Here is a 21,855-nt window from a genome sequence, read left to right on the forward strand (position 1 = left end):
GTTGTTCCGATGCCTGAGGTTAACAGCTCGTCGCGAAAGTTAACAGCCCCAAGGGGCCATTTTGAAACCGTCTCTTATGGATACCTTGAGGTTACACGGGCAGAGCACGTCGTTTGATGACCTCGTTGGCCATACGCACCTGACTGTAGGCCGGCAATTCGAGGGCGAGTTCGACAACGGCGGCCTCGACCTGAGGGTCCACGCGATTCTTGGGCAGCGGCCGGCGGTGGGAAATCTCCTGCAGCGCAGCTACTTCGCCTCGATCGTACGGTTCCTTGAATCGGTAGAAGCTGTCGCGCGAGTAACCCATTACGCGACAGGCCTAGCTGACGTTACCGGGTTGCCCGGCCACATCGAGTATGCCGACCTTGACGCGAATATCCTTCCGCCACCGATTCATGTCGGATTCCTTACTGTTTGAGGCGCGCATCGACGCTGAGGGCCGCACCCTCCACGCCACCATGAAAAACCGACCACGGTCAGATTCTTTCTAACCGACCACATTTAGGACGGTTCTTATGTTCATTCCTGCCGCTGGATGAAACAATCAATTCTCCTTTGCGGATATGTGCTAGCCCGCATCGGCGTTCGTCAACCGGATCGCCGCAACGCTTGTCTGCGTCGATCCATCGGTTGTCTCTAAATTAATTGTCAACTTCTTTTTATAAAAGATAAGGAATCGATAATGAAAAAAGTCGCTCTTACGCTGGGTATGACCGCGGTGCTGTTCGGAATGGCCAATGTGGCACAGGCTGACTCGGTGTCGAAGAAGATCACGCTGACGGCACAAATCAACGACGCGATCTTCGTTTCGAAGCCGGACGGTTCGACTTGGTACAGCACCGAGGAACTCGACGCCACCGACTATACGCAGGCGAAATTCACGAAGACGTTGCCGGTCCGCGTCTGGTCGAAGAACGCCGACTTCAACGTTTCGCTGGCCCAGCCGCTGAAGATGTCGAGCGCCACCTACGAAATGAAGAATCCGCAGGTCACGCTGTCCAGCCAGGCAGGTGAATCGAAGGTCGAATTCGGGGTCGTTCAAAAGATCACTCAGACGGTTGCCGGTAACGGCGGTTTCGACGAAATCCACAACCTGAAGATCGACGTCGAGGCGCCGACGGAGCTCAACGGCATCAGCACCAACGGCAGCTACAGCGGCGATCTCGTCATGGTGTTCGAGCCGGTTGCCGCATCGGGCGCCGAATCCGGTCAGTAACTTATCGCAATGGGAGCCCCAGGGTCACGAATGGGGCTTCCTTGCAGGTGTCATGTCAAAGCAGGGGCCGTGTCAACTCATCCACCTTACTCATAGAATATTCAGCGTGTCCGCCGATTTCTCTCCTCCTTTTCGATTCAACAAGCTGTGGTTGGGTGCGTTGATTTTTGCTTCGTCGTACTCATTTGCGAAGCTTGATATATCGTACGGTGTTCCGGAGGGATTCAGCGCGGCTGAGCTTGACGACAGCGCGAGCTATGTGGCGACGTTCAACGGGCGCACACTTCCCGGCTTCGTCAGCTATTCCCGGGACGAAAATTCACTCGTATTCGATGCGCTCAAGTACGAAGAGAATGGCATCTCACAAGAGGATGTGAATATCCTCCGGAGTATCCTCTCGAAACTCGACTACAAGTTGTGCACCAAGGGATGCGATCTAGATATCGATAGTTATCACGTGACGGTCGACAAGTTGAAGCGGTCGATTTCAATCCGTGATGCGAGCGAAGACTACATTGCACCGGAGACTGGCCTTGGTCTGGTCAACAACCAGTCGCTTGACTTGCGCGCAGCGTCGGACGGCTATCGCGCGGTCAACTTGAACGGGAACACGTGGGTCGGCCTGCCGTTTCAGAGCTTCGGCTACATGAGCTGGTATGCAAGCCGCACCGACGCGCACAACGTCGGCAGCAGCTCGCGAGGGGTATCGTCGTACTACCTGCAGAAGAATTTCTCAGATACGTACGTGCGGATGGGTAAGCAGAACAGCATTGACTACGCGGCCGGGTCGGTCAGCACGATGCTGTCGCCTAGCTTCGACCAGTTCGTGACGGTCGGCAGCCAGGCTCACCTGCAAGTCGGTAGCGATGCCGGATCGCTCATACTTTACGCAAGTGCGGAGGGGAGCTACGAGTTTTACCGCAACGGACGCCTGATCCTGAAGCGGCCGGCAGTACTTGGTCGAAATCAGATCAGCTTTGTTGACCTGCCGGGTGGCTATTACTCGGTAGAGGTTCGGCTCGTCGACCGGAACGGGAATCTGATCAGTCGTGAAACACGCGAGGTCAATAACCTCAACTTCACGGGTAATGGTGGTAATGCGTGGCACCTGACAGCCGGCAAGGACATGCAGGACGGCGGCTATCTGCTTGAGGCGGCGATGAGTCGAAACCTCAAGAAGTTCTACCTGAACGCATCGATGTTGGCGGGCAAAGGCGGTAAGTGGGCGGCCGAGGTCAACGTGACTCGCCCCACTCGAGTAGGCGAGGTCGAAATTGCGCCAACGCTCGGGATTCTGACTGGCGAGCGCAGTACGGGCGGTTACATCAATATCTCGATGGCGAGCGAAGAGCTGGGTACCCTGACGCTCAGCCGCTATCAGAACACCGGCATTTCGCGCTTCTACGACGGCCAGCCGAGCACCGCGGTGACCTTTAGCCGAAACTTCCGTCGCATGGCGTTCGGTTACAACTATCACAAGTCGAATTCAGGCGAATCGCATCAGGCCGAAGTGCGTTGGAATTATCGGCCGAATGGCTTGTGGAGTACGTTCGCGCTCGGCGTTCAGAAAGGCGGCTTTCAGCGGAACAATAGCGGATATGGCGTGTATTTCAACATGACCATGACGCTGGATCGCGTTCAGGCGAGCTTCAACGCCGCGCATTCTGGTGGGCAAACGCAACTCAGCGGGGATGTCCGCAAGGACTTCGTGGATGGTTTCGGCACATCGACGGTCGGGATGTCGGCGAACCGCGTGAACAACGAGTACGGCGTCAATCTGTATGGCAGCCGCTCCGGAACGCGCGGAGACGCGTCGCTGAACCTCGGACAAAGCTCCGCGGGAACGAACATGGACTTCAACTATCGCGGAATGGTAGCCGTCAGCCCGAAGGGCGTCGCGTTCGGCCGATACAGCTCGAGCGGAAGTGCAATCCTGCTCAGGACGCCGAAACTCGCCGGCATGAATTACGGGTTCAACGTGGAAGGCAATCCAGTTGGCGGTGGCAGCACCTACGCGGTGCCTATCAACGCGTATCAGGACGTCCCGTTTGCCCGCGTGCTGAGTAATAGCGAGAAACTCGACATGAACATCGAAGTGCCCGCGAACATCGTTCGCGCGCATCCGGGGCAAGTGTATTCGGCGACGGCGAAGGTCGACGTCAACATGATTTATGGCGGCTTCCTGACGGATGCGTCTGGCAAGCCCGTCAGCGGGAAGATCGTTGAAACAGGCGATACGGTGCATCCGAACGGACTATTCTCGCTTGTCAGCAAGACGGTTCTTTCCACTATCACAGTCGAAGGCAGCGGGGATCGGTACACGTGTGACCTGAAGGTCGAGAAAGGCAATTACTACCGCTGCGAATAGGCAAACATTCGGAAATGAAGGAAACACTGATATGACATCGAAATTGAAACTCGCGATACCGATTCTGTGCGGACTTCTTTTCGCATTGATCCCAACAGCTCGCGCCGAGGGCGAACTGATGGTGATGCCGGCGACGGTCAAGGTATTCAGCAGCCACGACCAGCGCGTCACGGTCAGGAATATGGGCGATGCGCCGCTCTATCTGGCGATCAGTCTGCAAAAGGTGACGAATCCCGGCACCACGCCGGAAAAGAAGATCGATCTCGGCGATCTGAAGCATCCGGGCATGCTTGCGAGCCCGGACAAGTTGACGCTCGGGAGCAACCAGACACGATCGATTTCGCTTAAGTCGCTGGTCGAACCGCAGGAGGAAGAACTGTATCGCCTGTATATCGTTCCGGTCCGGTCGCTGACGGTGAGTGGCGCGCCCACCGACAAGATCAGTGCTCCGATGTCGGTATCGGTCGGCTATGGCGTGCTCGTGCGGCACATGCCGCCACCGGGCAAGCAGACTAGCGGCTGGACCCATCGTTGCGAAGACAACGGCATCACGCTCGTGAACACCGGTAACGTGCGCCAGGTTTTCACGGATGTCTCGTACGACAAGGCACAATCAGCGCAAACCGTTGCAGTGTTCCCGGGTACGCCACAGCATTTTGCAACCAAGCGGATGACGCTGCGCTTCGATGACAAACCGCAGACGCTGGAATGCGCGCAATGAAAATCTGGATGCCTCTGGTACTTGGCGTCCTGGTAAGCCTGGGTTGCACGTCCAGCATGGCAGCCGCCGTACTTAAGCTATCGCGTACCGAATTGACGCTCGAGCCAGGTAAACCGATTAATGAGTTGTACGTCGAGAACATTGGAGATGCCCCACTGTACTTGAATGTCGAGCAGCACTTGCTGACGAATCCGGGAAACACGCCGGAGCAATTGGTACCCGTTACCGAAGTAAGGAAACCTAGTCTGCTGGTTCTGCCTAGCAAACTCGTACTGGCACCTGGGCAGAAATATCGGATGGTACTGAAGGCGCTTGGCATACCCGCTCGGACACTGGTGTGGCGAGTGACGTTCCGTCCCAAAGAGCGCGTCGTGATCGATGCCAAATCGGGAAACGACCTACCTACCCCGCTATTTGTCAGCGTCGGTTACGGCCTGGTGATTTATCAGAAAGGTGCAATGTCCTAGCGATATTGCGGGCGAGCCTCGATTTGACACTCGGCTGCGCTCTCGGAATTTCTACGGTCGCTACAAGGTTTCAGGAGGTGAAATGAGAAAACAGTGGACAAGTGCCGTATTGGCCGTACTGATGTGTTTGCCGGTGGCCGTATCGGCGCAAGAAGTGTCCCTCACGGGGAAAACGCAGAGCAACGTCACGGCGAAAGTGGTTAAGAGAAACGTGTTGGACGTGACGGACGACAAGGGAGGATGGTTCGCGCAAGGAATCGAGATGCAGCAGTTCGGAGGTTGGGAATCACCGTACGAGGCGCAGGCGCGGCTACGCGTCGTATCGACTACTGGTCGATTCCAGGTCCGTATGGATCAGCCATTGCAGATTGTCAATCAGGAAAAGCCGAGCGTCGTGTTCCAGAAGCCGACCATCAGTATGGGCGAGGAAGGAGCAGGCCTGAAACTGCTCGCCGTCGACCGGAGTGTCGAGTTTCAGAATCCGGCTGCGCCGTCCCCCAATATCGACTCGGAAGGGTATTACAACCTTGCTGTTTCTGCTTATCCACCGGCAGGGGATTTCCGGAGCACTGCCGGCACCTACACTGGAACGTTATCACTGACTTTCGAACCGGTTGTGGTGGCGCCATGATTCTCGTTGATCGCATGTCGGAGACTGAAATGCGTTACTCGTGGCGCATGGTAATTGTCAGGCAATCTAACTCCACTGAGATCGATACATGAAATTGCGCATTCACCGAGCTCTGGTTGTGGTCCTGATCGCTGGTTGGCTTGCCCCCGCCGTGACCTTCGCCGCGATAGACCTGATGCCGAAGGAAATAATCGTCGGCAACGACGGCGAAACCGCACAAATAATCAACAATGGAAATCGTCCCGAATACGTGTCGATTTCGTTGGCTCACCTTCTCAACCCTGGTGTTCCGTTACGCGACGAAAAATTGGAGCAGGTGGGGGACATGGAGAGCCCCATGCTTTTTGTTTCTCCGTCAAAACTGACCTTGGCGCCTGGGCAAGCGAAAACGATCATGCTCAAACCGATGCGTCCGGTCGACACGGAAACGGTGTATCGGCTGAATGTTAACCCGGTAATCGCAGCGCTCGGCGAGCAGAAAACGCATGCTGTTGGAGCGGTTATCGTCAACCTGGGTTTTAGCGGCCTGGTGCGGCAGTTACCTGCGAGTCAACACAAGGCATTGAAGGTTACATGCGACGAACGCGGGGCGCGCCTTATCAGCACCGGAAACGTGCGGTATACGGTGAACGATGCAAAAGTGAACGGCCGTGTCATCGAACCCTTCAATGTTTATCCGGGCGTTCCGCTGCCTGTGCCCGGGAATGCTGTCGAGATTCCCGGGCAGCCTGTGTGTCAGTTTAACGATAGCGTCAGCAATCAATTGAGTCATTAGGTTCCGCGGGGTTTTCAGCGTGGGTCGCTCGATAAGATATTCTTTAAAATTATTGAATATATAAAAGTGCGATAACCGCCAAATTCCAGCCATGGTTTCCCTCTCGCAGTCGTCAAGGTTTTCATGTTTGACGGCGATCGGCAAGGGGGTGATAGATCAAATACTGAACGCCCATGAAATATTTAATCTCAATCATATTGTCGTCATTTTCATTATTTCCTCTATTATCTTACGGGCAACAGCAGACCACATCCGTGGGCGCTTATTCAAACTGTAGATGGGTTGATTTGGGGAGTTCTACTCAGGTATCAGTGGATATAAATTTTATCGGCGAATTTGCCGGTACTGCTCCTCGATCGCGTGCGATTTATGTCTATCGATACGACAAAAACGGAACCCCTGCGCCTTTCGGCCGGGACACTATAACCGCAAGCAAGGATGGTTCGCCAGGGGAAGCGGTGCTTTATCACGCGAAGTATACTGGCTTCACGTCAAGAACTAATAACGCCTGGCTAAACCCCAAAGTCCATACGGCGACTTTCACGGTTTCGATTGACTCCGCGCAGCTTACCGACTGGCCCGCAATTACAATTCAAGGTGGCACTTTCGCGCCGGACGTCAATATGGAGTTCGTCGACTTGAAAGGCGGCGTCTATGTCCATCGAGTCGGTACCACCTCGAACTGCACAGTGATTTCGAACCCCACCGTCCCACCCCCGGTGCCGATCGAGATATCGATGAACGCACCCGACTGGAATCTCGGTGAACTGTCGCGCGGGACGAGTGAGAAGATTTTGTCGAATATTTCGGATCAGCTTTGCATCACGTATGCCGGAACAGCAGTCAATGGCAAGAAGTTCGTCGTCTCCGCAACCGGCTCCAACGGCGCGATCGGCAATCGGTATCAGCTTCAAAATTCGGCCGACCCGTCGCAGCGGGTGCCATACAGCATCACGTTGAGTGGTGGAATGTCGGGCATACCGATACAGTTACCCAACGTCGGCAATGAAGCGATATCGCTGGACAGCTCCGGCAGGACCTGCTTCGTACCGACCTTCACAACGATGGTCGACGAGAACGTGGAGCCCGGTACCTACACAGATGTGCTGACGTTTACGGTCGTTACCAAAACGTGAATGCCAGTCGTAACGGTCGTTGGGTGAGTTGATTAAATCGAGGCTCGATCGCTCGTGGTGCTCGACGTTGAAATGGCGGAGGTCTCGGGCGGGGCTGTCACCTGCAAGCCCGCCATCATGGGCTCGATTTAATCGAACCGGTCGAACTACAGTCTGGTGGCCGCCGCAAACTTCCCTAGCCTGTACGTTGTGCGTATGACGCAATAAAAATCGGCGACGCGTAAGCTTGCGCGTCGCCGTTCGGCTTCAGGTGTATCTGCATACGAACACGTGCGAAATCCCCTCTATTTTTCGCACGCGTTCCGCCGGGCTTCCATGATCGAGGCGCTCATCGAACCGCTGATCATGAGACCGCCTCACCCAGCCCGCCGCCCCCCGAACGCCTGCCTGATCCGCGCGAACAGCCCATGCTGCGCGATCCACTCAGCATACGCGCGATAGTCAGGATCGCGCATCAAATGCCGCTCCTCCGTCTTCGCCCGCGTGTAGTAGATCAGGTTGACCGCGACGAGCCCCGCGCAGTGCATCAGCCCGACCTGCCAGCCGAGCGGCTCGACGAACGGCACCGACACCATCCAGTACGACAGGTTCTTCGTGATGTATGCGGGATGCTTCGTGAAGCGGTACGGGCCGGACGTGATGATCCCGCGGTTCGTGAGGTTCGAGAACCGCAATCCGAACGAGATCGTCGATAGCGCATAGGTCATCAGCAGCAGGATGATCACCGCCCCCCAGATCACGCGCAGCGTCGGCGCGGACAGCAGCCAATTGTCCCAGAACAGCGAACCTTCGTAACGGATGTAGTTGTTCGAGATCAGCGACCAGAACGGCTGGTAGCACATCAGCGCGGCGACCCAGCCGAGCGTGGTCGGCTCGACGGTGCGCACGTGGCTGTCGAGGATGCGGAACGTGCACAGGTAGCCGACCGTGCCGAACATCAGGTCCATCGTGAACGACAGGTCGTACAGGAACACGAAGGTCGCGATCGTCATCGGCGCGTTCACGGCGTGCGCGAGCGACGCGCTCAGGTGATCGGCGTCCTTCGACAGGTAGACGGTCATCAGCGGCAGGAAGAACGCCTTCACGCCCCAGCCGGCGAGCATCTCGCGTACGGGCTGCCAGCTCGCGGGCTGCTCGTGGCGGAACAGGAAGCGGCCCCACAGCAGGTACGCGTCGTCGGTTTCGCGCTGGTGGCGATCCATCCACGCGAAGTAGAACGGCGCGGCGACGATCACGTACGGCGCGAGCGAGCGCAGCAGCGACCAGAACGGCAGGTAGAACGCGCCGTGATATTCGGGCAGGAGCCAGTAGATGACGCCGATGCCTGCGTAGATCGACGTCAGCGCGCCGAGCCGCGTCGCGACGCGGGCGAGCCCGAGCGGGCGCACGGCCTGCCGCGACAGTCCCGCGCTCGGGCGCAGGTAGACGCGCGAGATGAAGATTTCGTGCAGCGCGATCGTGCCGATGATCGCGAGGCTCGCGATGACCGCGCGGGTGGCCGCGTCGAGGCCCGGCTGGTCGCGCGTTGTCCACAGCGCGAACAGGCCGGCGGCGATGCCGAGCAGGCCCGCGCGGAATGGCGTGGCGGAACGGGGCGGGCGGTCCTGGACCGCGGCGATGCCGTCGATGGTGGAGTTCATGATCGGATCCTCGTGGGGATGACGGCCGGCGCCCCCGCTTGGCGGGTGACGCCGGCCATCGGCCGGGCTTTGATTTGGTATCTGCCCGGCCATTGGCCTGTGGTTCTGATACGTGAAGCGTTACTTCTTGGGGGTGGTGCCGCCGAGCAGACCGCCGAGCAGGTTCGTCACCGGCGCCAGCAGGTTGGTCGCGCCAGCCGTGCTACCGCCGTTCGAACTGCCGGTCAGGCCGGCCGTGACGGTGCCGCTGCCGGCCGGCGTCGTCGCCGTGCCCGCCGCGCCGCTCGGGCTGGCCGTGCCGACTGCGCCGAGCGTGCCGGCTGCAGAGGTCAGCGACCCCGTCAGCGTGCCGACCGGGCCGCTCGTCAACGCACCGCCGAGGTTGCCGGTCAGGCTGCCGCCCGGCGTCGTGACCGTACCGGTGAGGCTTGCGCCGAGCGGCGTCAGCGAGTTGACGAGGCCGGTGATCGGCGCGAGCAGACCGCCGACGCCCGAGCCGCTGGTGCCGCTGGTACCGCTGGTACCGCCCGTGCCGCTCGAACCGAGGCCGCCGAGCGCGCCCGTCACCGTGCCGAGCAGGCCGGTGATCGGCGCGAGCGGGCCGCCGCTGGTGCCGCTCGTGCCGCTGGTGCCACCCGAACCGCTCGAGCTGCTGCCGCCGCCGAGCGCACCCGTCAGCGAACCGAGCAGGCCCGTGATCGGCGCGAGCGGATTGGTGCCGCTGCTGGAGGTCCCGCTGCTGGAGCTGCCGCTGCCGCCGGACAACAGGCCGCCGGCCGATGACACGGTGTTGCCGAGCTGTGACACGCTGTTGCCGGCGCTCGTGCCGACCGGGTTGCCGGTCGTGCTGCCGACCTGCGAACCGGCGAGGCCGAGGCCGCTGCCGAGCGTGCTCAGCAGGCCGCTGAGCGGGGCGCCGAGCATGGTGGCGCCGCCGAGCGTCTGCGTCGCGCCAGGCGTCGTCACGCCGCCGGTCAGCGTGTTCGTGATCGGGTTGATCACGCTGCCGAGCTGCGTCTCGAGTTGCTGGACCGGCGCGCTGTTCAGCGCCGTGTTCAACGCCGATGCGGTCGAGTTGACGGCCGTGCCGACCGTGTTGACGAGGCTGCCGACCAGGGTCGTGGCCGGCGCGAGCGGCGACAGCGGGCCGGTGCCGAGGCTCGTCACTGCGTTGCCGAGGCTGTTGACCGCGCCGCCGGCGCCGGTCAGCAGGCCGGTGGTCGACGTGAGCGTCGGGCCGAGCGGGTTCGGCGACACGCCGATCGAGCCGAGGCCGGCCGCGACGCCGTTGCCGAGCGACTGCACGCCGTTGCCAAGGCTGGTGACCGCGTTGCCGATGCTGGTGGCCGTCGCCGGATTCGTGCCCGGAACTTTCACGCCGCCGATCTGCGAACCGCCGTTCGCGACCGTCGTGCCGAGTGCCGTGACGAGCGTGCCGGTTTGTTGGAGGACGTTGCCGAGCGGGGTGACGTTGGTGCCGGAGGTACCGGAGGTGCCCGACGTGCCGGAGGTGCCCGACGTACCGGAGGTGCCTGACGTACCGGAGGTGCCTGACGTACCGGAGGTGCCCGAGGTGCCAGAAGTACCCGACGTACCGGAAGTGCCCGAGGTGCCAGAAGTACCCGACGTACCGGAGGTGCCCGAGGTGCCGGAAGTACCCGACGTACCGGAGGTGCCCGAGGTGCCGGAAGTACCCGACGTACCGGAAGTGCCCGACGTGCCGGAGGTGCCCGACGTGCCGGAGGTGCCCGAAGTACCGGAGGTGCCCGACGTACCGGAAGTGCCCGACGTACCGGAAGTGCCCGACGTACCGGAAGTGCCCGACGTACCGGAGGTACCCGACGTACCGGAGGTGCCCGACGTGCCGGAGGTGCCCGACGTGCCGGAGGTGCCCGACGTGCCGGAAGTACCCGAGGTGCCGGAAGTACCCGACGTGCCGGAAGTACCCGACGTACCGGAAGTACCCGACGTACCGGAAGTGCCCGACGTACCGGAAGTGCCCGACGTACCGGAGGTACCCGACGTACCGGAGGTACCCGACGTACCGGAAGTACCCGACGTGCCGGAGGTGCCCGACGTACCGGAAGTGCCCGACGTACCGGAGGTACCCGACGTACCGGAAGTACCCGACGTACCGGAGGTACCCGACGTGCCGGAAGTGCCCGACGTGCCGGAGCTGCCCGACGTACCGGAAGTACCCGACGTACCCGAGCTGCCCGAGGTACCAGAGGAACCACCGCCGGACGTACCCGACGTGCTCGGCTTGATCGACGGTGTGACCGGCCCGTCGACCGAGCCGCAGCCGTACAGTGTGAGCAGCGACAGGACGGCCAGCGATACCGCCGTCTTCTTCAAGTAATGGTGCATGGTGGCCTCGACATTGGAAGTTGTGTCCGGGCCATTACTGCAAATTCCGCGCCATGACAGCATTTGCGAAATGCGTCAGCGCATTGTTGTGGGAAAAGGGAATATCGGCGCGATTTAAACGGAGGAATGGCGGTTTCGCGAGACGGAGACGCCGGACGTGCCGATGCGCTCGCCGTGATGTTCCCGTAAGGAACCGTAACGCCGGGCCGGATGTTACGTAGCGTTCGACCCGGCGTTCCGTGTGTGACGTGGCCGGCCGCGACCCGAGGCCGGCGTCTTTGACGAAACGCCCGTGCGCCGGGAACATGACGTGAATCAACCCGGCCGCGGGCGACGCCGAAGCGGCCACGACTCAAGACAGGGACACGACATGAGCGAACAGGACAGGGAGCAGGGCAAGGCGCGCCGCACCGAGGTGATGGGCGAGGCGTTCGTCGAGCGTGCGATGCGCGACCTCGACGGTTTTTCGCGTCCGTTGCAGAACTGGCTGAACGAGCACGCGTGGGGCAGTACGTGGCAGCGCGGCGGGATCGACCTGAAGACGCGCAGCCTCTGTACCTGCGCGATGCTGGCCGCGCTCGGCCGCAGCACGGAGCTGAAGGGCCACGTGCGTGGCGCCCTCAACAACGGTGCGAGCCTCGTCGAGATTCGCGAAGTGCTGCTGCATAGCGCGCTGTACGCGGGCGCGCCGGCGGCGGTCGAGGCGTTCCGCAGCGCGCGCGAGGTCATGACGGAACTCGGGCTGTCGCTGCCCGACGACGAAGCCTGACCGGCACACGGCGCATCCCGGCCGTCAGGCCCGCCGACGATCAATGCTCGACGTGCGCGCCTTGCGTCGGCGCCTCGGCCGGCGCGGCGGCGACTTCGAGCAGCCAGTCGGCCGTCGCGTCCGGAATCGTGACCGGCAGCATGTGCCCGCCTTCGACGACCTTCAGCCGCACGCGCGTCGACTTCTGCGCCAGCGCTTCGCCGTGCGTTCGCCAGTTCAGGATCGGATCGGCGCGGCCATACAGCACGTCGACCGGCAACGAGAGGTCCGCGTAGCGGCGCTCCATCGCAGGGAGGTCGACGGGCGCCGACAGCAGGTCCGTCGCCGTCGCGTAGAACACGTGCGGCCGCAGCCCGAGCAATCCGCCGCCCTTCACCGGGAAGTCGCGCGGCACGGCTTCCGGCGCGAACACCTGGCTCACGGCCTTGCGGCCGGTCAGGATCGTCAGCGGGATCGCGAAGGTCCACGACGCGAAGCGGCGCACCAGCGGCGACGGCAGCATCAGCGGCTTGAACGGCGCCGGCGGCTCGGTCTGCTCGTGCGACAGCGGCGCGATCAGCGCGAGCCGGCTGACGCGCTCCGGATGGTTGAGCCCGACCGCGAGCGCGATCGCGCCGCCGAGCGAGTGGCCGACGAGCACGGGCCGGTCGAGCTTCAGCGCGTCGATGAACGCGGCGACCGTGCGGGCCTGCGCGAACACGTTCGCCTGCGAGCTGGCGCCGCGCAGCGAGCGGCCGGCGCCGGGCCGGTCGATGAGGATCACGCGATGGTGCTGCGCGAGCCGCGTGAGCGGCAGGTACGCGAAGTTGCGCCACTGCCCGGCGAGCCCGTGCACGAACACGAGCGGCGGGCCGCTGCCGTATTCGACGTAATGGATGTGGTCGCCGCCGATGTCGACGAAGCGGCCTTCGGGCGGAAACGCGCGCGTCACGCGGCGCGCGACGTAGCCGGAAAACAGCGCAAGCGCGGCGAGCACCGCGACGACGCCGAGCAGCACGTTCTGGATCAGGTGGAGCGTATGGGTCATGTCGGCCTCAACGGGATTCGAGTACGGGTTCGGCAACCGGCACGGCGGCCGGGCCGGCTTTCGCGCGGCGTTCGAACTGCATCGCCGAATCGGCGAGTCCGCTGAACTTCAGCGACGCCAGATCGAGCACGTAGTTCTGATGGAATTTCCAGGGCTTGCGATGCCCCTGCTTCGGCAGGATGCCGGCCGCGCGCTGGATGTAGCCCGAGCTCAGGTTCACGGCCGGCACGTCGCCGAGGTCGCCGGCGCCGAGCCGCGGCACGCAGGTGTCGTAGCCGTTCGCGCGCATGTGGTTGAGCAGCCGGCACACGTAGCGCGAGATCAGCTCGGCCTTCAGCGTCCACGACGCGTTCGTGTAGCCGAACGACGACGCGAGGTTCGGCACGTCGCTGTACATCATTCCCTTATACGACACGGTCTGCGGCAGATCGACCGCGCGGCCGTCGACCGTGACGCGCGCGCCGCCGAGCATCTTCACCTTCAGCCCGGTCGCGGTGACGATCACGTCCGCGTCGAGCTGCTGGCCGCTCTTCAGCTTCAGGCCGGTCGGCGTGAAGCGCTCGATCTCGTCGGTGACGATCGAGGCGCGGCCCGCACGGATCGACTTGAACAGGTCGCCGTTCGGCACGAGGCACACGCGCTGGTCCCACGGCATGTAGCGCGGCGTCAGATGCTTCGCGACGTCGAAGTCGGGGCCGAGCTGCTTACCGGCCGCGCGGATGATGAACCGTTTGGTCTGCTCGGGCTTGCGGCGCGACACGTTGTACAGGTACATCGTCAGCAGTACGTTCTTCATGCGCACGATCCGGTGCGCGAGCCTTGACGGCAGCACGCGGCGCAACGCGTTCGCGATCTTGTCGCGCGCAGGCAGCGACACGATGTAGGTCGGCGAGCGCTGCAGCATCGTCACGTGTTTCGCATCGGCCGCCATCGACGGCACCAGCGTGACGGCCGTCGCGCCGCTGCCGATCACGACGACGCGCCGGTTTGCATACGACAGGTCCTTCGGCCATTGCTGCGGATGCACGATTCGGCCTTCGAACGAGTCCATGCCGGCCCAGTCGGGCAGGTAGCCGCCGTCGTAGTCGTAATAGCCGCTGCACATATAGAGGAAGCGGCACGTGTAGGCGAGCGTGTCGACCGCGCCGTCGCGCGTGCGCTCGATGCGTACCGTCCAGCGTGCGCGATTCGAATCCCAGTCGGCCGCGACCACCTTCTGGCCGTAGCGGATCATCTTGTCGATGCCGTGCGCGCGCGCGGTGTCGCGGATGTAGTCGAGGATCGTCTGGCCGTCCGAGATCGCCTTGTCGCTGTGCCACGGGCGGAAGCTGTAGCCGAGCGTGAACATGTCGGAATCCGAACGGACGCCGGGATAGCGGAACAGATCCCAGGTGCCGCCGATCGCATCGCGCGCCTCGACGATCGCCACGCTCGCATACGGGCAGCGCTGCTTCAGGTGATAGGCGGCACCGATGCCGGAGAGGCCGGCGCCGACGATCAGCACGTCGAGGTCGCGGCTGTCGCCGCAGGCGGACGGCGCGTCGCGCCGGTCGGTCGTCGTCGAGGTCATGCGGCATCCTTGGTTGGCGTGGTCGGGAGCGCGGCCGGTGCATGCGTGCGGCCGAGATTGCGTGCGCGGGCACGGCGCACGTGGCGCAGCACCAGCCGCTGGTAGCCGGCGCCGAGCAGGCGTGCGAGCTTGTCGAGGTGGCGGGCATCGGCGCCGACCAGCACGCGGCGCGCGTTGCGCTCGACGCCGGCGAGGATCTGCCGAGCGGCATCGTCGGCCGTCGTCGCGTTGATCAGGCGATTCGCCTGACGGCGGTGGGTTGCTTCGTCCTGGCCCGTGAGCGCGCGGATGCTGGTGTCGACACGGCTCGCGTCGACGATGTTGGTCGCGACGCCGCCCGGATGCACGCAGGTCGCGCTGACCGGCGCGCCGTCGAGTTCGAGCTCCATCCGCAGCGCCTCGGTGAAGCCGCGCACGGCGAACTTGGTCGCGTTGTACGCGCTTTGCGTCGGCATCGCGACGAGCCCGAACAGGCTCGACGTGTTGATCACGTGCCCGTCGCCCGACGCGCGCAGATGCGGCAGGAACGCCTGCGTGCCGTGCACGACACCCCAGAAGTTGATGCCGACGATCCATTCGAGATCGGCGATGCGCGCGGTCTCCGCGCTCGCGGCCAGCGACACACCCGCGTTGTTGAAGATCAGGTTGACCTTGCCGTGTTCGGCGCGCACGAAATCGGCCCACGCGAACACCGCATCGCGATCGGCGACGTCGAGCCGATGCGTGCTCGTGCGCACGCCGTGCGTCGCGCACGCTGCCGCCGTGCCGGCGAGCCCGACCTCGTTGACGTCGGCGAGCGCGACGTCGCAGCCGCGCCGCGCGAGCTCGATCGCGAGGCTGCGGCCCATGCCCGAACCGGCGCCCGTGATCGCGGCGACCTTGCCGGAAAAACCCTTCATCCGTCGTTCCTCCCGTTCCGCTTGCGCTGCGTCGGCGGCGCGCTTATTGTGGTGTTGTTCGTCACCACTTTAGTTTTCGGGTGTCCTGATGTCAAATAGCGAAATGGAGAAAGCACTCGAAACGGAAAAACGGGGCCGGGCATACGGCGGCGTGGCGCCCGAGGTGCGGGCGGCCGAGCGGCGCGATGCGCTGATCCGCGCGGCGACGCACGTGTTCGGCACGGTCGGTTTCCGCAAGGCGACCGTGCGGTCGATCTGCCAGGAAGCGAAGCTCAACGACCGCTATTTCTATGCGGCGTTCGACAGCACCGAGGATCTGCTGCGCTGCACCTACCTGCATCACGCGCAGCAGTTGCACGACGCGGTCGAGCGGGCGGTGGCCGAGCGCGGCGGCGATTTGCGCGAGCGCATCGACGCGGGGCTCGCCGCATTCTTCGGATTCCTGCGCGACCCGTGCGCGGCGCGCGTGCTGCTGCTCGAGGTGATGGGCGTGAGCGCGGACACCGACATGACGTATCAGCGGATGCTGATCGACTTCGGCAAGCTGATCATGGCGATCGGCGCGACGGGCGAGGCCGTGACGCCCGCCGAGCGCACCGAGCAGCGGCTGGTCGGGCTCGCGCTGGTCGGCGCGATGACGAACGTCGGCGCGGCGTGGCTGCTCACCGGCTATCGCGACCCGGAGGCGCAGATGGTCGCGAGTTGCAGGAAGGTGCTGCTGGGGACGTTGCGGGAAGCGGGCTAGGATGCGGCGACGAACGGACGTGCGCGATTCGCATCCGGTTGCGTCGCAAAGCCATCCGACGCGTCACCCCCTCGAGCGTTTCGATCGTGCCGCCATCGCACATCGCGCGTCCCCGATCCTCGCCTTCATCGCATCGATGAACGCACGCACCTTCGGCGAAGGCAACCGCGTCGACGGATACACCGCGTGAATCCCGGCCGGCGCCGAGCGCCATGCGGGCAGCAGCCGGACGAGCCGGCCGGCCGCGACGTCCTCCGCGATCGAGAAATCCGTCAGGAGGCCGAAGCCGCCGCCCGCGAGCGCGATTGCACGGCAGGCCGTCGCCGTGTTCGACACGACCGGCGCGATGCAGCGCACCGACGCGTGGCCGCCGCTCGCGTCGTGAAGTTCGAGCGTATGCGGGCGCGACAGCGTCGACAGCATCACGAACGGCAGCGCGGCGAGCGCGTCCGGATCGCGCGGCAGGCCGTGCCGCGCGACGAACGCGGGGCTCGCGACCAGCCACTTCTCGTACTCGCCGAGCTGCACCGCGCGATAGTTCGAATCCGCGAGGCGGCCGATGCGGATCGCGACGTCGAGATTGTCCGCGACCAGATCGACGATGCGGTCGTTCGCGATCAGCTCGACGTCGAGGCCCGGATGCGCGTCGCGCAGCGCGACGATGGCCGGCGCGACGACCAGCGAGCCATAGTCGATCGGCACGCTCACCCGCAGCGTGCCGCGCAGCGGCCCCGTGTCGGACGACACCGCGTCGAGCGCGCTTTCGGTCGCGCGCACGATGTCGCGGCACGCATCGTAGAACGCGCGCCCCGCATCGGTCACGCTCAGCCGCCGCGTGGTGCGCACCAGCAGGTTCGCGCCGACCTCGGATTCGAGCCGCTGCATGTGCGTGCTGACGACCGTCTTCGCGAGACCGAGCCGCTCGGCCGCGGCCGTCAGCGAGCCGGCATCGACCACCGCGACGAAGATCGCCAGCCGGTTCAGGTTCACGTCGCGCAGATCGGCCATCGTCGATTGTCCTATGAGAGCGGATAATGTTTCAGCGATTATCCGTCTTCTGGACGTGAACGGCGAGCGCTACGCTGGGGCCGTTCGTCGCCGATTCCCGGCGGCGCGAGATCCAGGAGCCTTTCCATGTCCGCCGCCAGCAAGCCCGCCCGTCCGGTTCGTGTCTATTCGTTTACGTTGTCGGGGCACGCGCATCGCGTCCGGCTGTTCCTGTCGCTGCTCGGGTTGCCGTTCGAGACGATCGACGTCGACCTCGCGGCCGGCGCGCAGCGCGAACCCGCGTTCCTCGCGCTCAATCCGCTCGGCCAGGTGCCGGTGATCGACGACGACGGCACCGTGCTCGCCGATTCGAATGCGATCCTCGTCTATCTCGCGAAGCGCTACGGCGACGCGCACTGGCTGCCCGACGATGCCGCCGGCGCGGCGACCGTGCAGCGCTGGCTGTCATACGCGGCCGGGCCGATCGCGTCCGGGCCGGCCGCCGCGCGGCTCGTCACCGTGTTCAGCGCGCCGCTCGATCACGACGCCGCCAAGCGCACGGCCGCGAAGGTACTCGCGGTGATCGACGGCGAACTCGCCGGCAAGCCGTTCGCCGCGGGCGCGCAGCCGACGATCGCCGACATTGCCGCCTACACGTACATCGCGCACGCGCCGGAAGGCGGCGTGTCGCTGGAACCGTATCCGCACGTGCGCGCTTGGCTCGCCCGCGTCGAGGCGCTGCCGGGTTTCGTCGCGATGCCGCCGACCCGCGCCGGCCTGCTTGCCGCCTGACGCGAAGCTGCGTCGTTACCGGGAGAACGCGATGACCACGCCGACCGCCGCCGTGCCGGGCTGGGAACTCGACGTTGCGCCGTTTCATGCGGGCGAACTTGCCGTGCAGCAGCGTGCGGGCGTGACGGAGGCCGCGGGCACGGCCGGCCGGCGCGGGATTCGCCGCTTCATGCCGGACCAGCACCGGACGTTCTTTGCGCAACTGCCGTTCTTCGTGCTCGGCGGCGTCGATGAGGGCGGGCAGCCGTGGGCGACGCTGCGGGTCGGGATGCCGGGCTTCGTTACGGCGCCGGACGCGCGCACGCTGCGCATCGACGGCGACGCGCTGCCCGGCGATCCGCTGGCGGGCGCGTGGCAGCCGGGCGCGCCGCTCGGCGGGCTCGGGATCGAGTTCGACACGCGCCGGCGCAATCGCGTGAACGGCATCGTGCGCGCGGTAGACGGCGGTGCGCTGACGATCGCGGTCGAGCAGAGCTTCGGCAACTGTGCGAAGTACATTCAGGGACGCAAGCCGACGTTCGTGGCGCGCGAAGGCGATGCGCGCGGCGAGGCCGACGTGTCGGACCGGCTGACGGATGCGGACCGCACGCTGCTCGCGCAGGCCGATACGTTCTTCGTCGCGAGTGCGAACACGTCTGCCGGTGCGGGCGCCGCGCGCGGCGCGGACGTGTCGCATCGCGGCGGCATGCCGGGCTTCGTGCGCGTCGACGACGCGCACACACTGACGACGCCCGATTTCAGCGGCAATCGCTTCTTCAACACGCTCGGCAACCTCCAGCACGATCCGCGCGCGGGGCTGCTGTTCGTCGACTTCGACAGCGGCGACCTGCTGTATGTCGCCGCGCGGGCGGAGATCGTGTGGGACGGGCCGCTCGTCGCGTCGTTCGACGGCGCGCAGCGGGTCGTGCGGTTTCATGTGCGGGAAGTGCGGCGCACGCGCGGCGTGCTGCCGTTCCGGTGGTCGGCGGTCGAGCGGGCGCCGCAGTTTGCGGGGATGGCGGCGAGCGCGGGCGGGGCGGTGGCGGCGTCTGTCTCATCGTCGGCATCGGCTTCTGCATCCGCATCGCCCGCCACCTGGCGCCCGCTGCGCATCGCGCAGATCGTCGACGAAGCGCGCGCGATCCGCTCGTTTCATTTCGAACCGGCGGATGGCGGCGCGTTGCCGGCCTACGAAGCCGGTCAGCATCTGACGCTGCGCGTCGCGTTGCCGGACGGCGATGCACCGACGATCCGCAGCTACACGCTGTCCGATGCGCCCGGTGCGTCGCATTACCGGATCACCGTGAAGCGCGAAGGACGTGTATCGGCCTGGCTGCACGACCATGCGCGCGCCGGGATGACGCTCGACGCGCAGATGCCGCGCGGCCGCTTCACGTTCGACGTTGCGAGCCCGCGTCCGGCCGTGCTGGTGTCGGCCGGCATCGGCATCACGCCGATGATCGCGATATTGCGCCGCGCGCTGGCCGACGACGCGCCGTCGCGCCGCGTGGTGTTCGTGCACGGCGCGCGTGATACGGCCGACCGGCCGTTCGCGACGGAGCTGACGCGCATCGCGGACGCCGACGCCCGCGTCGCGCTGCACTGGTTCGACAGCCGGCCGCAGCGCGACGGCGCGGCGCGACCAGGCCGCATCGATGTCGCGCAACTGAAGCGCATCCTGCCGTTCGACGATTACGACTTTTACCTGTGCGGGCCATCCGCGTTCATGCGCGATTTGTACGACGGATTGCGCGCGCTGAACGTGCCGGACGAGCGGATCCGCTTCGAGGCGTTCGGGCCGTCGAGCGTCGTGCGCAGCGTGGCCCGCACGGCAGCGGCGGCGGTGGCCAGCACGCCCGTCGTGTTCCGCCGCTCGGCGCGCGACGCCGCCTGGACGCCCGCGGACGGTACGCTGCTCGAATTCGCTGAAGACCAGGGTGTGGCGGTGCCGTCCGAATGCCGGTCGGGGGCGTGCGGTACGTGCGCGACGCGCGTGCTGTCCGGTGCGGTCGATTACGTGCAGCCGCCCGATGCGGCGGTCGAACCCGGCTGCGCGCTGCTGTGCGTCGCGCGGCCGGCCGAAGGTGCCACGGAGCCGCTCGTGCTCGACCGCTGACGTGCATGCGACAACCGTGCGACACGCGGTCGCACGGCGCGTGCTGCGCAAAAACCGCGCGCATCTGCTTCTTTTTCCGGAGACCTGTCGGATCGACGATAGCGTCAACCGATAGCGAAAAGGAGCAACATCATGAAACTGTTCAGCATGATCCGCCTGGTTCTGTGGAGTTTCTTCGGCGTGCGCAACAGCAAGGCGCACGCGTCCGATCTCGCGAACGTCAACTTCACGCTGCTGCCGTTCGTCGCGATCCTGCTCGCGCTGCTGGTCGGCGCGGTGATCTACGGCGTCGTCCACCTGGTCGTCGATCCGACGGTGACGATGCAGGGGTTCTGAGCGGCGCGCGTGCCGCGCATTCCCGTTGCGGCACGCGACACCGCCGATCAGAACGTGTGATTCACCGCGACGCGCGCGACGAGCTGGTGCCCGTTCGACGATGCACCGGGCGAGCCGGGCACGAGCCCGCCGTCGAGCGGCGTGCCGGTCGCGCTGCCGCCGACCCGTTGATACGCGACCTGCGTATAGACCGACGTACGCTTCGACAGCACGTACTGCGCCATCGCGCCGAACTGGTGCCAGTGCAGCGACGACTTCGCGCCGGCCTGATCGAGCCCGCCGCGCGTATACGTGTACATGCCGCCGACGAGAACGGCCGGCGTGACGTTGTACTTCGCGTTGACTTCGAAGTTGTCGAACGTGAGCCGCGCATTCGCGAGACCGAGGCTGCCTGCATACAGCGACGCATCGGGCTGGCCGACGTTCACGTGCGAGTAGACCGCGCCGAGCGTCGCGGGTCCGATTCCGTAGTTCACGCCGATGCCGTAGATCTTCTGGTTGCCCGCGACGAAATCCGTGTCGTCCGGCGTGAGCGCCCCGCCCGTCGTGGTGCCGGGGTTCGACATGTTTTCATAGACCGCGGCGACCGACAACGTCTGGTACGTGTAGTTCAGGCCGACGCCAAGCATCCGGTTCCGCGCGAAGCCGCCGGCCAGATTGCTCAGTCCGTACATCACCGTGCCGGAAAAGCCGCCGAATGCGGGGCTCGTGTACTTCACCGCGTTGTTCGCGTGGAACGACGCATCGGTGTTGTCGTTGTCGAGCGGATGCGAGAACAGAAAGCCCGCCCAGCTGCCGTTGGCGGTCAGCGGCCCGATCGTGTCGGAGACGCTATCGAACTGGCGGCCGAGCGTCAGTGTGCCGAGTCGGTCCGACTGCAGCCCGACGTACGACTGGAAGCCGAACAGGCGGCCGCCGTAGCCGAGCTGGCCGCTTTCGACCGCGAAGCCGCTCTCCAGGTCGAAGATCGCGTGCAGTCCGCCGCCGAGATCCTCGTTGCCTTTGATGCCCCAGCGGCTCGTCGAGAGATCGCCGCTCGCCATCTGCCATGACGACTTGCCGCCGACATTGCTCGTGTAGTTGATGCCCTCGTCGAGGACGCCGAACAGCAGGACGGAACTTTGTGCATGCGCGTTCGCGCAACCGATAAGGAATCCTGCAGACAGGATGAAGCGTGCTTTTTTCATGTGGGATGCGGGCTCGAAAGATGAAACGGTCGATGGTCCGGCGCGCGGCGTGAGCGGCGCGTGACCTTCGATAAGCAGATGGCATGCCATCACCCGTTTCAAGACCGCGATGTGCCGGATGCGT

Annotated in this window: 19 protein-coding genes and 1 pseudogene; 12 read left to right on the forward strand and 8 right to left on the reverse strand. The window is 64.4% G+C overall.

The annotated features are described in order from the left end of the window. Window positions 1-109: 109 nt before the first annotated feature. Window positions 110-400 (reverse strand): annotated as a pseudogene (locus WS75_RS31960) (helix-turn-helix domain-containing protein); the annotation flags it as partial. 285 nt (window positions 401-685) lie between these two features. On the opposite strand from WS75_RS31960, the gene WS75_RS11845 reads away from it, so the two are divergent. The 7 genes from WS75_RS11845 to WS75_RS33515 all read left to right on the forward strand — a co-directional run bounded on the left by WS75_RS11845 (window position 686) and on the right by WS75_RS33515 (window position 7,317). Then, window positions 686-1,219 carry a fimbrial protein gene (locus WS75_RS11845; RefSeq protein ID WP_257129359.1) on the forward strand — a complete coding sequence of 178 codons (534 nt, stop codon included), beginning with the start codon at window positions 686-688 and terminating at the stop codon, window positions 1,217-1,219. Between the two features lie 106 nt (window positions 1,220-1,325). Next, window positions 1,326-3,587, forward strand: a complete 2,262-nt coding sequence (locus WS75_RS11850) for a TcfC E-set like domain-containing protein (protein ID WP_257129360.1) — start codon at window positions 1,326-1,328, stop codon at window positions 3,585-3,587. A gap of 31 nt (window positions 3,588-3,618) precedes the next feature. Further along, window positions 3,619-4,308: a hypothetical protein gene (locus WS75_RS11855; RefSeq protein ID WP_059680641.1), complete on the forward strand. Its 690-nt coding sequence runs from the start codon at window positions 3,619-3,621 to the stop codon at window positions 4,306-4,308. Beyond that, window positions 4,305-4,775, forward strand: a complete 471-nt coding sequence (locus WS75_RS11860) for a hypothetical protein (RefSeq protein WP_059680642.1) — start codon at window positions 4,305-4,307, stop codon at window positions 4,773-4,775. Before WS75_RS11855 ends, WS75_RS11860 begins: the two co-directional genes overlap by 4 nt. Before the next feature lie 82 nt (window positions 4,776-4,857). After that, on the forward strand, window positions 4,858-5,406 hold the full coding sequence (locus WS75_RS11865) for a hypothetical protein (RefSeq protein WP_059680643.1): 549 nt from the start codon (window positions 4,858-4,860) through the stop codon (window positions 5,404-5,406). Window positions 5,407-5,494: 88 nt separating this feature from the next. Next, complete coding sequence (locus WS75_RS11870) at window positions 5,495-6,181, forward strand: hypothetical protein (RefSeq protein ID WP_059680644.1); 687 nt, start codon at window positions 5,495-5,497, stop codon at window positions 6,179-6,181. Between the two features lie 173 nt (window positions 6,182-6,354). Continuing rightward, window positions 6,355-7,317, forward strand: coding sequence for a hypothetical protein (locus WS75_RS33515; protein WP_156429766.1), 963 nt, complete (start codon window positions 6,355-6,357; stop codon window positions 7,315-7,317). A 356-nt stretch (window positions 7,318-7,673) separates the two neighbouring features. Here the strand turns inward: WS75_RS33515 and WS75_RS11880 are convergent, their stop codons facing one another. Together WS75_RS11880 and WS75_RS35195 are read right to left on the reverse strand one after the other, a co-directional pair. Continuing rightward, on the reverse strand, window positions 7,674-8,957 hold the full coding sequence (locus WS75_RS11880; RefSeq protein WP_059680646.1) for an isoprenylcysteine carboxylmethyltransferase family protein: 1,284 nt from the start codon (window positions 8,955-8,957) through the stop codon (window positions 7,674-7,676). A gap of 120 nt (window positions 8,958-9,077) precedes the next feature. Beyond that, window positions 9,078-11,324, reverse strand: a complete 2,247-nt coding sequence (locus WS75_RS35195) for a collagen-like triple helix repeat-containing protein (protein WP_082729572.1) — start codon at window positions 11,322-11,324, stop codon at window positions 9,078-9,080. Between the two features lie 370 nt (window positions 11,325-11,694). On the opposite strand from WS75_RS35195, the gene WS75_RS11895 reads away from it, so the two are divergent. Further along, window positions 11,695-12,093 carry a carboxymuconolactone decarboxylase family protein gene (locus WS75_RS11895; protein ID WP_059601370.1) on the forward strand — a complete coding sequence of 133 codons (399 nt, stop codon included), beginning with the start codon at window positions 11,695-11,697 and terminating at the stop codon, window positions 12,091-12,093. 40 nt (window positions 12,094-12,133) lie between these two features. Here the strand turns inward: WS75_RS11895 and WS75_RS11900 are convergent, their stop codons facing one another. The 3 genes from WS75_RS11900 to WS75_RS11910 are packed head-to-tail and all read right to left on the reverse strand — an operon-like array spanning window position 12,134 to window position 15,589. Next, a complete protein-coding gene (locus WS75_RS11900) occupies window positions 12,134-13,120 on the reverse strand; it encodes an alpha/beta fold hydrolase (RefSeq protein ID WP_059680649.1) in 987 nt (328 codons plus the stop codon). 7 nt (window positions 13,121-13,127) lie between these two features. After that, complete coding sequence (locus WS75_RS11905) at window positions 13,128-14,690, reverse strand: flavin-containing monooxygenase (RefSeq protein WP_059680650.1); 1,563 nt, start codon at window positions 14,688-14,690, stop codon at window positions 13,128-13,130. After that, window positions 14,687-15,589 carry an SDR family NAD(P)-dependent oxidoreductase gene (locus tag WS75_RS11910; protein WP_059680651.1) on the reverse strand — a complete coding sequence of 301 codons (903 nt, stop codon included), beginning with the start codon at window positions 15,587-15,589 and terminating at the stop codon, window positions 14,687-14,689. Before WS75_RS11910 ends, WS75_RS11905 begins: the two co-directional genes overlap by 4 nt. An 88-nt stretch (window positions 15,590-15,677) precedes the next feature. On the opposite strand from WS75_RS11910, the gene WS75_RS11915 reads away from it, so the two are divergent. Continuing rightward, window positions 15,678-16,334 (forward strand): TetR/AcrR family transcriptional regulator, encoded by a 657-nt coding sequence (locus WS75_RS11915; RefSeq protein WP_059680652.1) that lies wholly within the window; start codon window positions 15,678-15,680, stop codon window positions 16,332-16,334. Window positions 16,335-16,397: 63 nt separating this feature from the next. Here WS75_RS11915 and WS75_RS11920 read toward each other — a convergent pair whose 3' ends face one another. Further along, entirely contained in the window at window positions 16,398-17,342 is a 945-nt protein-coding gene (locus WS75_RS11920) for a LysR family transcriptional regulator (RefSeq protein ID WP_059680653.1), read from the reverse strand. A 126-nt stretch (window positions 17,343-17,468) separates the two neighbouring features. On the opposite strand from WS75_RS11920, the gene WS75_RS11925 reads away from it, so the two are divergent. The 3 genes from WS75_RS11925 (at window position 17,469) to WS75_RS11935 (ending at window position 20,544) form a co-directional block, all read left to right on the forward strand. After that, window positions 17,469-18,113 carry a glutathione S-transferase family protein gene (locus WS75_RS11925; protein WP_059680654.1) on the forward strand — a complete coding sequence of 215 codons (645 nt, stop codon included), beginning with the start codon at window positions 17,469-17,471 and terminating at the stop codon, window positions 18,111-18,113. A 31-nt stretch (window positions 18,114-18,144) separates the two neighbouring features. Beyond that, window positions 18,145-20,208, forward strand: a complete 2,064-nt coding sequence (locus WS75_RS11930; protein ID WP_059680685.1) for a pyridoxamine 5'-phosphate oxidase family protein — start codon at window positions 18,145-18,147, stop codon at window positions 20,206-20,208. Between the two features lie 132 nt (window positions 20,209-20,340). After that, on the forward strand, window positions 20,341-20,544 hold the full coding sequence (locus tag WS75_RS11935; RefSeq protein WP_059680655.1) for a DUF2970 domain-containing protein: 204 nt from the start codon (window positions 20,341-20,343) through the stop codon (window positions 20,542-20,544). Window positions 20,545-20,591: 47 nt separating this feature from the next. Here the strand turns inward: WS75_RS11935 and WS75_RS11940 are convergent, their stop codons facing one another. Further along, entirely contained in the window at window positions 20,592-21,731 is a 1,140-nt protein-coding gene (locus WS75_RS11940) for a porin (protein WP_059680656.1), read from the reverse strand. Between the last annotated feature and the right edge of the window lie 124 nt (window positions 21,732-21,855).

Source organism: Burkholderia sp. FL-7-2-10-S1-D7 (assembly GCF_001524185.1).
Lineage (GTDB): Bacteria > Pseudomonadota > Gammaproteobacteria > Burkholderiales > Burkholderiaceae > Burkholderia > Burkholderia diffusa.